Here is a 13,503-nt window from a genome sequence, read left to right on the forward strand (position 1 = left end):
GCTCTACGGTCGTGTCACGCGGTTCGGCAGGGCACACCACCCGGTGGAACCGATGAACGGCCGTGTGCCCGAGTGGCTTAGGGACTCGCCTGCAAAGCGAGGTACGTGGGTTCAATTCCCGCCACGGCCTCTACCTGGCCCGACCGGGCAGAACGGAAGGGCGGCACCCCCGAGGGGGCGCCGCCCTTCCGGCCGTCCGTCTCAGGTCCCGTCTCAGTCGGCCGGCGCGGGCGTCCGTCCCCCCTCAGGGCGTGATCAGGGCGCAACGGGTGCAGGCGGACGGGGCGTTCCGGTGCGGGGCGCGGCACGAGGGGCACACGGGGGTCCGTCCGGCGCTCACGTTGTGGCCGGGCCGTGTGCCCGACCGGAGCCGTCGGTCCCGTCGCCTACGCGTACAGCCCCCCGCCCGCCTCGTCCTCGAACACCTCCGGCCAGTACCTCCACCCGTCGTCGCCCGGTGTCGACGGGGTCGGGTCGCAGGCCAGGGGGTCGAGGGCGGCCAGGGTGCGGGTCATGGTGGCGGCCAGTTGGTCGTAGGCCTCGGTGAGGGCGTGGTCGGCGTCGAGGGCGCGTTCGCGGTGGATCAGCCAGAGGGTGAACGCGAGGGTCGAGACGTCGGCGTTCAGGGGGCGCAGGGTGGTCTCCGCCTCGCTCCAGGCGAGGACCGCGCCCGTGGTGCCGTCGACGACGAGGCCGGTGTCCTCGGCGAGGTGGCCGAGGCGGATCAGGTGGGCCGCGCCGGCGGGGAGGGCGGCGTCCGGGTCGTCCGCCCGGTGCTCGGTGAGGGTGGGCAGGGGGGCGTCGGTGTCCAGGGTGAACCAGACGCATTCCTCCGGCAGGCCCACCTCCCGCAGGAAGCGGCGGGTCGGCTCGTGGGTGAGCGCGGCCGGGAAGTCGACGTCCTCGAAGCGGACGACGGCGCGGGCGCCGAACTCCTCGTCCAGGAGCCGGGGCGGGAGGTCCAGGGCCAGGTCGGACCGGGTGCCGGGGCCCGCGATGAGGGCCAGGGGGCGGACCACCGCGGCCAGCCGCCAGAACGGGGGCACCTCGCCGTCCGAGCCGGCCTCGTACAGGGCGAGCAGCCGGCCGGTGGCCTCCGCCACCACCTCGGGTCCGCACCGGCCCGCGTAGGCCGCGAACTGGCCGCGCAGCGCCGCCAGTTCGTCGGCGGCCGTGGCGAACCGCACCAGCGTCTGGAGGGACGGCGCGAGGGGCCGGCGGTCCATCAGGTCGGGGCGGTCGTGGAGGAAGTACGTCGACGTGACCTCGCCGGTGGCGCCGTCGAGCAGCACCGACTCCGTCGCGGGGCCGTCGAGGCCGGCCAGGCCGCCGATGACGAGCTGGTCGCGCAGGCCGGGCGCGAGGCGGCCCTCCGGGTCGCCGGTGGAGTCGGCCACCGTGCGCAGGCCGTCCGCGCGCAGCGCGTCGAACGTCAGCAGCTCGCCGACGCCCGGCAGTCCGGGGCCGGTCAGCCAGCGGCGCGTCGGCGCGTGGGTGACGTACGGATCCAGCTCGGCCTCGGTGAAGGTGATCACCGCCGCACCGGCGGCGGTCCCGGTCGTGCCCATCGGTCCCCCGTGCGTGAAGTGTGTGTGCCGTCCGGCGACGGCGGGCCCCCGGCCCGCCGCTGTTCCACTGCCTCGAACACTACGCGGCACCACTGACAACGGGCCCCGCCCGGGAAGACGTCAGACCACCCTCGCGCGTTCCCGTCCCGACAGGATCGCCTCGACCGTCTCCCCCACCGTCCACTTGGTGGTGTCCAGCCACAGTCCGATGCGCGGGGTGCGGGTGCGCAGCTCCGTGTCGAGGCCCCGCACCGTCCAGCCGCCGCCGTAGCCCGTCTTCTCCCGGCCGGCCTCGCGGGCCGCCACCGCCGCCGCGTCCGGCGCGAGGACGACCACGTACAGAGGACGGGTGCGGACCGTCTCCACGTACGCCGTCAGGTGCGCGCCCAGGACGACGTCCTGCACGACCGCGGTGAAGCCCGCCCGCGCGTACGCGTCCGCGGTCGCCGCCGACAGCGCGTACCGCAGCCGCAGCTGGGCCTCCGCCTCGCCGCCGGCGCCGGGCGCGTACTCCTCGCGGCCGGAGACGACCATCCGCCGGAAGACGTCCCCGCGCACGTGCGCCGCCCGCGGCAGGCGCAGCGCCAGGGCCTGCGCGACCGCCGACTTGCCGGACGCCATCACCCCGGTGACGAGCACCACCCCGTTCACGGCGGGGTGCCCGCTCACTGGCCCGTGACCACCGCCGCCTGCGGCCTTATCGGCAGCCGGTTGACCGGGCGGCCCGTCGCGGCGCGTACGGCGGAGGCGATGGCCGCCGGTGAGGTCACGACCGGGACCGCGCTGACCGCCTTGGCGCCGAACGGCGCGACCACGTCCCGTTCCTCGACGAGTTTGACGATGCGGATGTCGGGCGCGTCCAGGGCCGTCGGGAGCGCGTACCCGGTGAGGTCGGGGTGGCGGATCAGGCCGCGCGGGGTGCGGAGGTTCTCGGTGAGGGCGATGCCGACGCCCTGGGTGAGGCCCGCCTCGATCCGCGCGTCCAGCTGCGCCGGGTTGAGCACCCGGCCCACGTCCTGGGCGACCGCCAGCTCCACGACCCGTACCGAACCCAGTTCGATGTCGACGTCGACGACCGCGCGGATCGCGCAGAAGGCGAGGCCGACGAACGCGTCGCCCTGGCCGGCGCCGTCCAGCGGCTCGGTCGGGTGCGGGCGGCACTGGGCCGTCGCCCACAGCTCCTTGCCGACGAGCTCCTCGGTGACGGTGGTCGACAGGACGCCGTCGTAGGAGGTGATCTTGCCGTCGGTGATCTGGAGCAGTTCGGTGGACATGCCGAACTTGTGGGCCAGGGGCTGGAGGAGCTGGGTGCGGACCATCTTCGCCGCGCGTTCGACCGCGCCGCCGGAGACCCAGGTGTGGCGGCCGCGGCAGCCGGGGCCGGCCGGGGGCTGGTCGGTGTCCACGGGGGCGACGTGCACCTCGTCGATGCCGAGGGTCTCCTGGACGATCTGGCGGGCCAGTGTCGTGAAGCCCTGGCCGGTCTCCACCGCGGCGCACAGCACCGTGGCGACGCCGTCCTGGACCTTGACCGTGGCCGTGGAGACCTCGTCGGCGCCCTCCGCGCCGAGCATGTGCACCATGCCCAGGCCGTAGCCGACGCCCCGGCGCACCGCGCCGGGTTCGCCCGCGCCCTCGGGGCCGCCCGGCAGCAGCCAGTCCTCCTCCGGGGTGTCCTTCGGCAGGGCCGGCAGCGGGAACTCCTGGACGGCCTGGAGGAGTTCGGCGACCGGTGCCGGGCAGGTCACGGTCTGGCCGGTCGGGAGCACGTCGCCGGTCGCCATGACGTTGCGCAGCCGCAGTTCGGCCGGGTCGACGCCGAGTTTCTTGGCCAGCTTGTCCATCTGCGCCTCGTAGGCGGCGCAGACCTGCATCGCGCCCTCGCCGCGGACGTGGCCGGAGGGCGGGTTGTTGGTGCGTACGGCCCAGCCCTCGATGAAGGCGTTGGGGACGACGTAGGGGCCGCAGGCGAAGGAGACGGCGGCGGCCAGGGCCTCGGCGGAGGTGTCGGCGTAGGCGCCCGCGTCGAGCAGGATCTGCGCCTCGACCTTGACCAGCCTGCCCTCGGCGTCCGCGTGGTGGCGGTACCGCAGGAGGGTGGGGTGGCGGTGGGCGTGGCCGAGGAAGGACTCCTCGCGGGTCGCCGTCAGCTTCACCGGGCAGCCGGTCCGCAGGGCCAGCAGGCCGAGCGGGAGCTGGAAGCCCTGGTCCTCGCGGTCGGCGGTGGCGCCCGGCACCCCCGTCACGACGATCTTCACCCGATCGGGTGAAAGGCCGTAGCAGGCGGCGGCGGTGTCGCGGTCGGTGTGCGGGTCGGTGGAGGCCACGTAGAGCTCCACGCCGCCGTCGGGGCGGGGCACCGCGAGGCCGGCCTCGGCGCCGATGGGGGCGGGGTCGGCGCGGCCGATGCGGTACTGGCCCTCGACGACGACCTCGCCGGACGCGGCGGGGTCGCCGTGGCGCAGCGGGATGTGCCGGATCAGGTTGCCGTCGGGGTGGAGGAGCTCCGCCTCGAAGGCCTGCTCCGGGTCGGTGACCGGGTCGAGCACCTCGTACTCGACGATGACGGCCGCGGCGGCCATCCGCGCGGTGTCGGGGTGGTCGGCGGCGACGGCCGCGATGGGCTCGCCGTGGTGGCGTACGACCTCGGAGGCGAACACCGGGCGGTCGGCCGTGCCGCGTCCGTGCAGCGGGCTGCCGGGCACGTCCTCGTGGGTGACGACGGCCCGCACGCCGGGCATCTCGCGCGCGTGGGAGGTGTCGATGGAGACGATGCGCGCGTGCGCGTGCGGGGAGCGCAGCACGGCCGCCCACAGCAGGCCCTCGGCCCACAGGTCGGCCGCGTAGGGGAAGGTGCCCTCCGTCTTGGCGCGGGCGTCGGCGGGCGGCAGGGACGCGCCGAGGCCGTGCGGGATCGGCTCGGGGGCGGGGGCGGCCTCCGCGGGCGTCGTCGCGGTGGCTGCTTCGTTGCTCACGCCTGGCCTCCGTCCTGGCCCTGTCCGTGTCCGTGTCCGTACACCGGGTCGTTCGGGTGCGGTTGTGCCGGGTTCTCGAACGCCGACGGGTTGACGCCGCCGGCGCCCGGGCCCGCCTGGTGCGGGATGCGGGCCTCGTCGCCGTCCGCGTCGGCCTCGGCGGCGGCGTGCGCCTCGCGTTCGGCGACGACGTCCCTGACGGCCCGCAGGACGCCCCGGTAGCCGGAGCAGCGGCACAGGTTGCCGCACAGGGCCTGGCGGGCCTCCAGCTCGGTGGGCGCGGGGTTGCCCTCCAGCAGGTCGTGCACGGTCATCGCCATGCCGGGCACGCAGAAGCCGCACTGCACGGCCCCGCACCGGGCGAGCGCCCGCTGCACGTCGGAGGGCTGCCCGTCGACGGCCAGGCCCTCGACGGTGCGGATCTCGCTGCCGGCGGTGGTCACGGCGGGCACCAGGCAGGAGGCGACGAGCCGCCCGTCGACCTGGACGTTGCAGGCCCCGCACTCGCCCTGCGAGCAGCCGTCCTTGGCGCCCGCCAGGCCGAGCCGCTCGCGCAGCACGTAGAGCAGCGACTCGCCGATCCAGGCGTCGGTGACCGGGCGGTCGGAGCCGTTGACGCGCAGCGCGTAGGAGGCGAGGGGGTGGTCGTCGTGGAGGGGCGGGGCGTCGGCGGCCTCGGCGGCGTCCTCCGCTCCGGCGTCGTCCCCGTGCGGGGTGGCCTCGGCGCCGGGGGCGTCCCCGTGCGGTGCGTCCTCGTGCCCGTCGCGGGGGGCTCCGGCGGGGTCGGTGTCGGCCGGCGGTCCGGCGGCCACCGGCGCCTCGGGTGCCCCGGCCGGGCCGGGTCCGTCGAACGGCGGCTCGGGGGTGACCGGTTCGGCGCCGGCCGGGTCCGCCGTCGGGTGTGCCGTCGGGTCCGCCGTCGGGTGTGCGGCTCCGGGGGCCGTGCGGGCCGCTTCCGGGCCCTGTGCGACCTCGGGAGCGCCGTGGGTGTCCACGGGGGCCTCACCGGCCTCGGAGGCGGCCTGTGAGGCGTCCACGGCCTCTCGCTCGACCCGCCGGTCCCGCTCGTCCCACTCGTCCCACTCGCCCGGCCCGTCCCGCTCGGCCATCGGGGACTCGTACGAGGTGGTCTCGTACGGCGGCATCTCGTACGACGGCCCAGGGGCGGGCGGTGCGGCGTGCGGTGCCGCGTGCTCGGGTGCCGGCGCGAACGCGGAGGGCTCCGCCACCGGTTGGGCGTGCCCCGGTGCGCCGGGGGGAACGGCGGCGTCGGACGGATGCCCGGCGGGGCCCTCCGGCTGCCGGTCCCACTGCTGTGGCGGGGTGTTCCCCGCGTCCGGTGCCGGTCCGGTCGCCCAGGGCGCGGGCGCGCCTCCCGGCAGGGTCGCCGGGGGTGTGCCGCCCCACTGCTCGACGAGGGACGACGTGGTGAACTCGCCGGACTCGTCGGGAAGGTCGCCCCCGGCGACCGGGATCGACCACTGCCCGGTCACGTCGTGGCCGGGGGCGGGGCCGGGTTCCGCGGCGGGCGCGGTGGTCTCGTCGAAGGTCCACTGCCCGGTGGCGCCGGGGTGGTAGGTGAACCGGTCGTCGCCGGCCGTGCCGCCCGTCGCGGGGGCGGGCCACTCGGTGCCTCCGGCCGGGTTCGTCCACGCGTCCGCGCCGTTCGCCGCGGGGTCGGTGGCCTCGTGCGCCGCCGCGATCCGTGGCGGCACGTACCCGTGCCCGGGGGCGGCGAGCGGGCTGTCGCCGCGCCCGGCCAGCAGGGCGTCGATCCCGCCCTCGGGAAGCTTCACGAAGGCGGTGGCGCCGTCGTCGTAGTCGCCCTGGGGCAGCGGGTCCCAGCGTCCGCCGCCCTGCGGCGTGCCCTGTCCGTGCTGGTCGTCGGTCACGACAGCGCCCTCCCCAGTGCTCGTCGGGCCAGCGCGGCGACGGTGCGCCGCAGGTGCAGTACGGCGGGCGGAAGCGGCTGCACCGAGCCGTCCTCGGCGGGGGCCGGGTCGGGGATGCAGGCGGCGGCGACGTACTCGCCGAAGGCGTGGAGCGCCTCGGGGACGATCGCGCGGTTGTTGTCCCAGTCGATGAGCCGGGCGACCCACTGCTCCGCCTCCAGGGGCCGCAGCGGCATCGGCGCTATGGCGCCGACGGCGCACCGGACTCCGCGCCGGGCGGGGTCGAGGACGAGGGCGACGGACGCGACGGCGCGGCCCGGACCCGTGCGGCCGGTCGCCTTCAGGAAGACCTGCGGGGCGTGCAGCAGCGGCACGCGCACGTACCCGATGAGTTCGCCGCCGCGCAGCATCTCCATGCCGGCCAGCAGGTGCGACACCGGGATCTCCCGGCGGGCGCCGCCGGGGCCCGCGACGACCACGGTCGCCTCCAGGGCCGCCAGCACGGGCAGCGCGTCGCCCGTGGGGGACGCGGAGGCGATGTTGCCGCCCAGGGTGCCCGCGTTGCGGATGTGCGGCGGGCCCGCGGCGCGCGCGGCGGCCGCGAGCGCCGGGATGAGGGCGGCGAAGTCGGGGCGGCCCATGCGCGCGTGGGTGAGTCCGGCGCCGAGCAGGGCGTGCCCGTCCTGGTACTGCCAGCCGCGGATCTCGCTGATCCGGCCGAGGCCGACCAGCGCGGCGGGCCTGAGCTGCCCGGAGTTGACGGCGGCCATCAGGTCGGTGCCGCCCGCGACGGGTACGGCGGCGGGCATGGCCGCGAGGGCCGCCACCGCCTCGTCCAGCGTCGTGGGCAGCGTGACGGCCTGCGCCGCCTGCGGTGCGTGCGTGGTCAAACCGGCTGCCCCTTCCCGCTGCCCCACCTGGTCCCACCTGTGTTGCCGTACGGTACGTGCTGACAGGCCGGACGTGGCAACTCTGGCACATCTTCGCAACGCCCGAACGCGGGGGTCCGCTAGGAGGCATTCGCCCACCTCACCAGGGAGATGGACCGGTTTCGCACATCATCACCGATGTGCTCGGATTGCCACTCTTCGGTGACCCTGTCGTGGTTTTTCCGTGACGTGACGTGACGTGCCGAGGCGGGACGGCGCGGTCCGCCGCCGCCCCCTCGTGCGGCTACCGGCCGGGGGGCGGTCCGTCGAGCGGCCGTCCGAGCACCCCTGGCCGCCGCTGCCACGGCCGGGGCCCGCCCGGCGGCCGGTAGGCGACGCCGAGGGCGTCAAGTCGCGCGTAGTGGGCGTCCATCCGCCGCTCGAAGTCGGCGAAGTCGCGTTCCGCCGGGGCGGGCAGTCCGCTCCAGGCGACCTCGGCGAAAGCGGCGAGGCGAGGGAAGGCCTGGTAGTCCACGCGCGCGGTGTCCTCCATCGCCTCGGTCCACAGGTTGGCCTGCGCGCCCAGCACCCGGCCGGCCTCCTCGGGCGTCAACTCCGGTGGGACGGGCTCGAAGCGGTAGACGTCCTCCAGGGTGCGCACGTAGCCGATCGGCACGGGCTCGTCCGGGCCGCCGTCCTGCCGGTGGTCGAGGTACACCTGCTGCTCGGGGCACATGACGACGTCGTGTCCCGCGCGCGCGGCCGCGATCCCGCCCGCGTAGCCCCGCCACGACGACACGGCCGCCCCGTCGGCGAGCCCGCCCTCCAGGATCTCGTCCCAGCCGATGAGCCGGCGCCCGCGCGCGGCCAGCCAGGTGCCGAAGTGCCCGACGAACCACGCCTGGAGCGCGTCCTCGCCGGCGAGGCCGAGTTCCTCGATCCGGGCCTGCGCGGCGGGTGAGCGCCGCCACTGGTCCTTGGGGCATTCGTCGCCCCCGATGTGGACGAACGACGAGAACTCGGCGGCGTCCGCGGGGAAGAGATCCAGCACTTCCTCGAACACCCCCTCGTAGAAGCGCAGGGTGTTGTCGGTGGGGGCGAGTACGTTCGGATTGATCCCCCAGGTGTCCCAGACGGAGAGGGCGGTGGTGTCGATGACGTCGGTGTTGCCGAGTTCCGGATACGCGGCGATGGCGGCCTGCGAGTGGCCCGGTACGTCGATTTCGGGGACGACGGCGATATGCCGTTCGGCGGCGTAGGCGACGATCTCCCGGATGTCGTCCCGCGTGTAGAAGCCACCGTGCGGCCTGTCGTCCCACAGCGGTGAGGCGCGGTGGCCGAATTTCGTGCGGGACCGCCATGAGCCGATGCCGGTGAGCCGCGGATACCTCGTGATCTCGATGCGCCAGCCCTGGTCGTCCGTCAGATGGAAGTGGAGGACGTTCAGTTTGTGCGCGACCATCAGATCCAGGTAGCGCAGGACGCCTTCCTTGGGCATGAAGTGCCGGGCGACGTCGAGGAGGAGACCGCGCCAGCGGAAGCGGGGGGCGTCCTCGACGGTCTGGGGCGCGAGGCCGTGGGGCGTGCCGGGGCGTACGGGCGCGCGCCGGAAGGCGTCGGGGCCCAGCAGCTGGCGCAGGGTCTGCGCGCCCCGGAAGACGCCGGCCGCGCTGCCGCCCCGGATGTCCACGCCGCCGCCGGCGACGGCGGAGAGCCGGTAGGCCTCGGGGTCCAGGGTGCCGTCGACGTGCAGCCGCAGGGCGTCGCGCGCGTCCCGGGGACCCGGCCGCAGGGGCAGGCCGAGGGCCGGGCCGAGGACGGCCCGCAGCCAGCGTTCGGTGGTGTCCGTGCCCGGCCCCGCGTACAGCGCGGTGTGCCGGTCGAGCAGGACTCCGCGGCCGGGGAGAGCCTCGACGGCCCTCGGCCTCGGGATCACGTCGTTTCCGGACGTCATGCCGGAAGCGACGGCCGACGTCGCGTCGGACGTCGGCGCAGAACTCAGGCCGGACGTCGGGTCAGAACTCAGGCCGGACGTCGGGTCAGAACTCAGGCCGGACGTCGGGTCAGAACTCTGGCCGGAAGACGGGCCGGAACTCACGCCGGAAGCCGCGTCGGAAGTCGGGGCGGAACTCAGGTCGGAACTCAGGTCTGAACGCACGTCGGAAGTCACGTCGGTCCTTCACGCCGGGCCGGCCGGGAGACCGGCCGGCGCTGTACGGGTAACCGGATCGCAAAACACCGTACGGGCCGTCGGAGACGTCGGCGGGGAAGTGCCGCCGGGGGCGAACGGCTCGCCGGAGGGGAAGTCGCCCGGAGGCGGATCGGCCTTTACCGAAGCTTTTCGATGGCCGTATCGGCATCGGTGTCGCGCAGGGCGAGGAGAGGGCGGGGGAAGCGGCGGAAACGCCCTCGGGACGACCGCCGGGCGGCGTTCCGCCGGGGGCGGAACAGCGGGTTGCCCGGCCCTTCCAGGGGCATCGCCCGCGGCACCGGGAAAACGATCGACGGGGCGTCCGGGAGGCGAAAGCGGAAGCACGGGGCGGCCGTCGCGGCGAGAAACACGATCACCGCCGAGACGATCATCCGGCACCCGCGAGAAGGCGCTTGCCGGGGAAGTCGCGGCGCAATTCCGGGCCGTCCCGAGCAGGCCGGGAAAGGAGCTCACCGCGCACCCCCGGCTCGCGTCGCGGCATGCGCAAGGGCGGTTTCGTCCAGCACGACGGCAGCACGACGGCAGCACAGAGGCAGCACAGCGGCAGCACAAAGACAGCACAAAAGAAAGCCCGACGGCAGCCCGACGCCGACGCGGCCAGGCGTTCCGCCCGCCCGGCCACAAGGGGGTGCGGACACGGCGACAGAACGACGCGAAGGCCTCCGGGGCGCACCGGTACGCACCCTGAAGGCCCTGTCGTCGGACGATGTGCGGACGGAACCCGGCGAGGCCCCGGCCGCCGCGCTACTTGTCGCCCTTGCCCTGGTCGTCGCCCCCGGCGCCCATGGAGTCGTAGATCTCCTTGCACATCGGGCACACGGGGTACTTCTTCGGGTCGCGGCCGGGCACCCACACCTTGCCGCACAGCGCGACGACGGGCGTCCCGTCGAGGGCGCTCGCCATGATCTTGTCCTTCTGGACGTAGTGCGCGAAGCGCTCGTGGTCGCCGTCACCGTGCGACACCTGCGGCGTCGGCTCTACGAGGGTCCCCGTACCGGTGCCGCGCTCGGGCTCGAGAGTGCTCATACCGCCAAGAATACTGAAGCTCATACGCATCAGTTGAGCGAAGGGTCGTCCGGATACGTCGCCACCATCGCCAGCTCGTTGCGCTGGCGGCGCAGCACCTCCCGCCAGAGTCTCTCCGGGCACGGCGAGGACACATCACCGGGCTCGGACTCCACGACGTACCAGGCGCCCTCCACCAGCTCGTCCTCCAGTTGGCCGGGGCCCCAGCCGGCGTACCCGGCGAAGATCCTCAGGGAGCCGAGGGCGGAGGCGAGCAGCTCCGGCGGGGCCTCCAGGTCGACGAGGCCGATCGCGCCGTGCACCCGCCGCCAGCCCAGGGGGGTGCCGTCGACGGCCGGCCCGCCCGGGATCACCGCGACGCCCAGCGCCGAGTCGAGGGAGACCGGGCCGCCCTGGAAGACGACCCCGGGTTCCCCGGTGAGGTCCGCCCAGCCCTCCAGGATGTCGCCCACGCCCACCGGCGTCGGACGGTTGAGGACGACACCGAGCGAGCCCTCCTCGTCGTGGTCGAGGAGGAGCACCACCGCACGGTCGAAGTTCGGGTCCGCCAGGGCGGGGGTAGCCACGAGCAGCCGCCCTGTGAGCGAGGACACCTCGGTCATGCCAGACATGATCCCCCATCTTCCCGCCGCATGGGGAGGCAATACGGCGAGGAGGGTGAGGGCGGCGGTGTCACGGGGGGAGCGCGCCGGGCCGCGCCGGCACCGCCGCGGGCGGCGGTCGCGCGGACGGACGCGGTGCGGGCGCACAGACGCGGTGCGGGCGCACGGACGCCGCGGGATGCCCGCGGTGACCCCATGTGCCCGATGAGGCACAGTTCGTGTTGTGACACAGCTATGACGTAGCTGGGCGTTGCTTGGGCTTACTGAAGGGGGCCGCGCGGCGTTTACTCTGTCCTCTCCGGCCCTGACCCACTCCACCACAACTCCACGGAACGCGAGATACATGACCGTCAACGGCTCTGACGACGTACTGCTTGTCCACGGCGGAACCCCGCTGGAGGGCGAGATCCGGGTGCGCGGTGCGAAGAACCTCGTACCCAAGGCCATGGTCGCGGCCCTGCTGGGCGGTGAGCCGAGCCGGCTGCGCAATGTTCCGGACATCCGTGACGTGCGGGTCGTACGCGGTCTGCTGCAACTGCACGGGGTGACGGTCCGTCCGGGCGAGGAGCCCGGCGAGCTGGTGATGGACCCCACCTACGTGGAGAGCGCGAACGTCGCCGACATCGACGCGCACGCGGGTTCGAGCCGTATCCCGATCCTGTTCTGCGGTCCGCTGCTGCACCGGCTCGGGCACGCGTTCATCCCGGGTCTGGGCGGCTGCGACATCGGCGGCCGGCCCATCGACTTCCACTTCGACGTGCTGCGCCAGTTCGGCGCGAAGATCGAGAAGCGGGCGGACGGCCAGTACCTGGAGGCCCCGCAGCGGCTGCGCGGCACCAAGATCCGGCTGCCGTACCCGTCCGTCGGCGCGACCGAGCAGGTGCTGCTGACGGCCGTCCTCGCCGAGGGCGTCACGGAGCTCTCGAACGCGGCCGTGGAGCCGGAGATCGAGGACCTGATCTGCGTCCTGCAGAAGATGGGCGCCATCATCGCGATGGACACCGACCGCACGATCCGCATCACCGGTGTGGACAAGCTCGGCGGCTACGACCACCGCGCCCTCTCGGACCGTCTGGAGGCCGCCTCCTGGGCGTCCGCCGCGCTGGCCACCGAGGGCAACATCTACGTCCGCGGCGCCCAGCAGCGCTCGATGATGACGTTCCTGAACACCTACCGGAAGGTCGGCGGCGCCTTCCGCATCGACGACGAGGGCATCCGGTTCTGGCACCCCGGCGGCCAGTTGAAGTCCATCGCGCTGGAGACGGACGTCCACCCCGGCTTCCAGACGGACTGGCAGCAGCCGCTGGTGGTGGCGCTGACGCAGGCCACGGGCCTGTCGATCATCCACGAGACGGTGTACGAGTCCCGTCTCGGCTTCACCTCCGCGCTGAACCAGATGGGCGCCCACATCCAGCTCTACCGCGAGTGCCTCGGCGGCTCCGACTGCCGCTTCGGCCAGCGCAACTTCCTGCACTCGGCGGTCGTGTCGGGCCCCACCCGGCTCCAGGGCGCCGACCTGGTCATCCCCGACCTGCGCGGCGGCTTCTCGTACCTGATCGCCGCCCTCGCCGCCCAGGGCACCTCCCGCGTCCACGGCATCGACCTGATCAACCGCGGCTACGAGAACTTCATGGAGAAGCTCGTGGAGCTGGGCGCGAAGGTCGAACTGCCCGGCAAGGCCCTCGGCTAGCGCGTCCGCGGCGGCACAGGCCGCCGGAGAACCCCGAAGGGGCGGCACCCGGACTCCGGGTGCCGCCCCTTCGGGAATGGTGGCTTACTTGCCCTTGGCCGCTTCCTTGAGCTTCGAGCCCGCGGAGACCTTCACGCTGTAGCCGGCCGGGATCTGGATCGGGTCGCCGGTCTGCGGGTTGCGCGCGGTGCGAGCGGCACGGTGGGTGCGCTCGAAGGTCAGGAAGCCGGGGACGGTGACCTTCTCGTCCCCCTTGGAGACGACGTCGCCGACGACCTCGGCGAACGCGGCCAGCACGGCGTCGGCGTCCTTGCGGGTCACCTCGGCGCGGTCGGCCAGCGCGGCCACCAGCTCACTGCGGTTCATGTTCTTACTCCCGTGTTCTTCTTGCCGTTGCGGCGTGCCACGCGGCGGAGCCGCATGTCGGGCACAGCGAATGCCGATGCGCTCGCGCCCAGAGACGCATCCTGCCCCCACCTGCGGCGGGAAAGCCAATCCGGCACCCACAGGAGTCGTCAGAACACCCTTGGGAGTCACACGGAAAGCGCCTTCGCCCGGCCGTCACCCTAGAGGGCGCCCACGAGGACGCCGTTTCGCGACGCGCCGACCCGGGACCGCCGTGGCGATCCTCACAGCTCCCGCACAGTGCGGCCCCCGCACAGTGCGGCC

At 74.2% G+C, this 13,503-nt stretch carries 11 protein-coding genes and 1 tRNA gene; 2 read left to right on the forward strand and 10 right to left on the reverse strand.

What is annotated here, in order from left to right:
* Positions 1 to 58: 58 nt before the first annotated feature.
* A tRNA-Cys gene (locus ACFV9M_RS05460) sits at positions 59 to 130 on the forward strand.
* A 256-nt stretch (positions 131 to 386) separates the two neighbouring features.
* Here ACFV9M_RS05460 and ACFV9M_RS05465 read toward each other — a convergent pair.
* The 9 genes from ACFV9M_RS05465 to ACFV9M_RS05505 form a co-directional block, all read right to left on the reverse strand.
* Entirely contained in the window at positions 387 to 1,568 is a 1,182-nt protein-coding gene (locus ACFV9M_RS05465; RefSeq protein ID WP_385076671.1) for an SUKH-4 family immunity protein, read from the reverse strand.
* 120 nt (positions 1,569 to 1,688) lie between these two features.
* On the reverse strand, positions 1,689 to 2,219 hold the full coding sequence (locus tag ACFV9M_RS05470; RefSeq protein ID WP_385076713.1) for an AAA family ATPase: 531 nt from the start codon (positions 2,217 to 2,219) through the stop codon (positions 1,689 to 1,691).
* A 14-nt stretch (positions 2,220 to 2,233) separates the two neighbouring features.
* A complete protein-coding gene (locus tag ACFV9M_RS05475) occupies positions 2,234 to 4,543 on the reverse strand; it encodes a xanthine dehydrogenase family protein molybdopterin-binding subunit (RefSeq protein WP_385076668.1) in 2,310 nt (769 codons plus the stop codon).
* Entirely contained in the window at positions 4,540 to 6,435 is a 1,896-nt protein-coding gene (locus ACFV9M_RS05480) for a 2Fe-2S iron-sulfur cluster-binding protein (protein ID WP_385076665.1), read from the reverse strand. Before ACFV9M_RS05480 ends, ACFV9M_RS05475 begins: the two co-directional genes overlap by 4 nt.
* On the reverse strand, positions 6,432 to 7,325 hold the full coding sequence (locus ACFV9M_RS05485) for an FAD binding domain-containing protein (RefSeq protein WP_385076663.1): 894 nt from the start codon (positions 7,323 to 7,325) through the stop codon (positions 6,432 to 6,434). The genes ACFV9M_RS05480 and ACFV9M_RS05485 overlap by 4 nt, the downstream gene beginning before the upstream one ends.
* Before the next feature lie 283 nt (positions 7,326 to 7,608).
* On the reverse strand, positions 7,609 to 9,258 hold the full coding sequence (locus tag ACFV9M_RS05490; protein ID WP_385076661.1) for a beta-N-acetylhexosaminidase: 1,650 nt from the start codon (positions 9,256 to 9,258) through the stop codon (positions 7,609 to 7,611).
* Between the two features lie 374 nt (positions 9,259 to 9,632).
* Entirely contained in the window at positions 9,633 to 9,887 is a 255-nt protein-coding gene (locus ACFV9M_RS05495) for a hypothetical protein (protein WP_385076658.1), read from the reverse strand.
* A gap of 373 nt (positions 9,888 to 10,260) precedes the next feature.
* Positions 10,261 to 10,542 (reverse strand): DUF3039 domain-containing protein, encoded by a 282-nt coding sequence (locus ACFV9M_RS05500; protein ID WP_381017077.1) that lies wholly within the window; start codon positions 10,540 to 10,542, stop codon positions 10,261 to 10,263.
* Positions 10,543 to 10,571: 29 nt separating this feature from the next.
* Positions 10,572 to 11,144 (reverse strand): YqgE/AlgH family protein, encoded by a 573-nt coding sequence (locus ACFV9M_RS05505; RefSeq protein ID WP_385076655.1) that lies wholly within the window; start codon positions 11,142 to 11,144, stop codon positions 10,572 to 10,574.
* 343 nt (positions 11,145 to 11,487) lie between these two features.
* On the opposite strand from ACFV9M_RS05505, the gene murA reads away from it, so the two are divergent.
* Positions 11,488 to 12,834, forward strand: a complete 1,347-nt coding sequence (gene murA / locus ACFV9M_RS05510) for a UDP-N-acetylglucosamine 1-carboxyvinyltransferase (RefSeq protein ID WP_385076652.1) — start codon at positions 11,488 to 11,490, stop codon at positions 12,832 to 12,834.
* Positions 12,835 to 12,918: 84 nt separating this feature from the next.
* Here the strand turns inward: murA and ACFV9M_RS05515 are convergent, their stop codons facing one another.
* Positions 12,919 to 13,200, reverse strand: a complete 282-nt coding sequence (locus ACFV9M_RS05515) for an HU family DNA-binding protein (RefSeq protein WP_385073629.1) — start codon at positions 13,198 to 13,200, stop codon at positions 12,919 to 12,921.
* Positions 13,201 to 13,503 lie beyond the last annotated feature (303 nt).

The organism is Streptomyces sp. NPDC059895, assembly GCF_042731035.1.
In the GTDB taxonomy this organism is placed as follows: Bacteria; Actinomycetota; Actinomycetes; order Streptomycetales; family Streptomycetaceae; genus Streptomyces.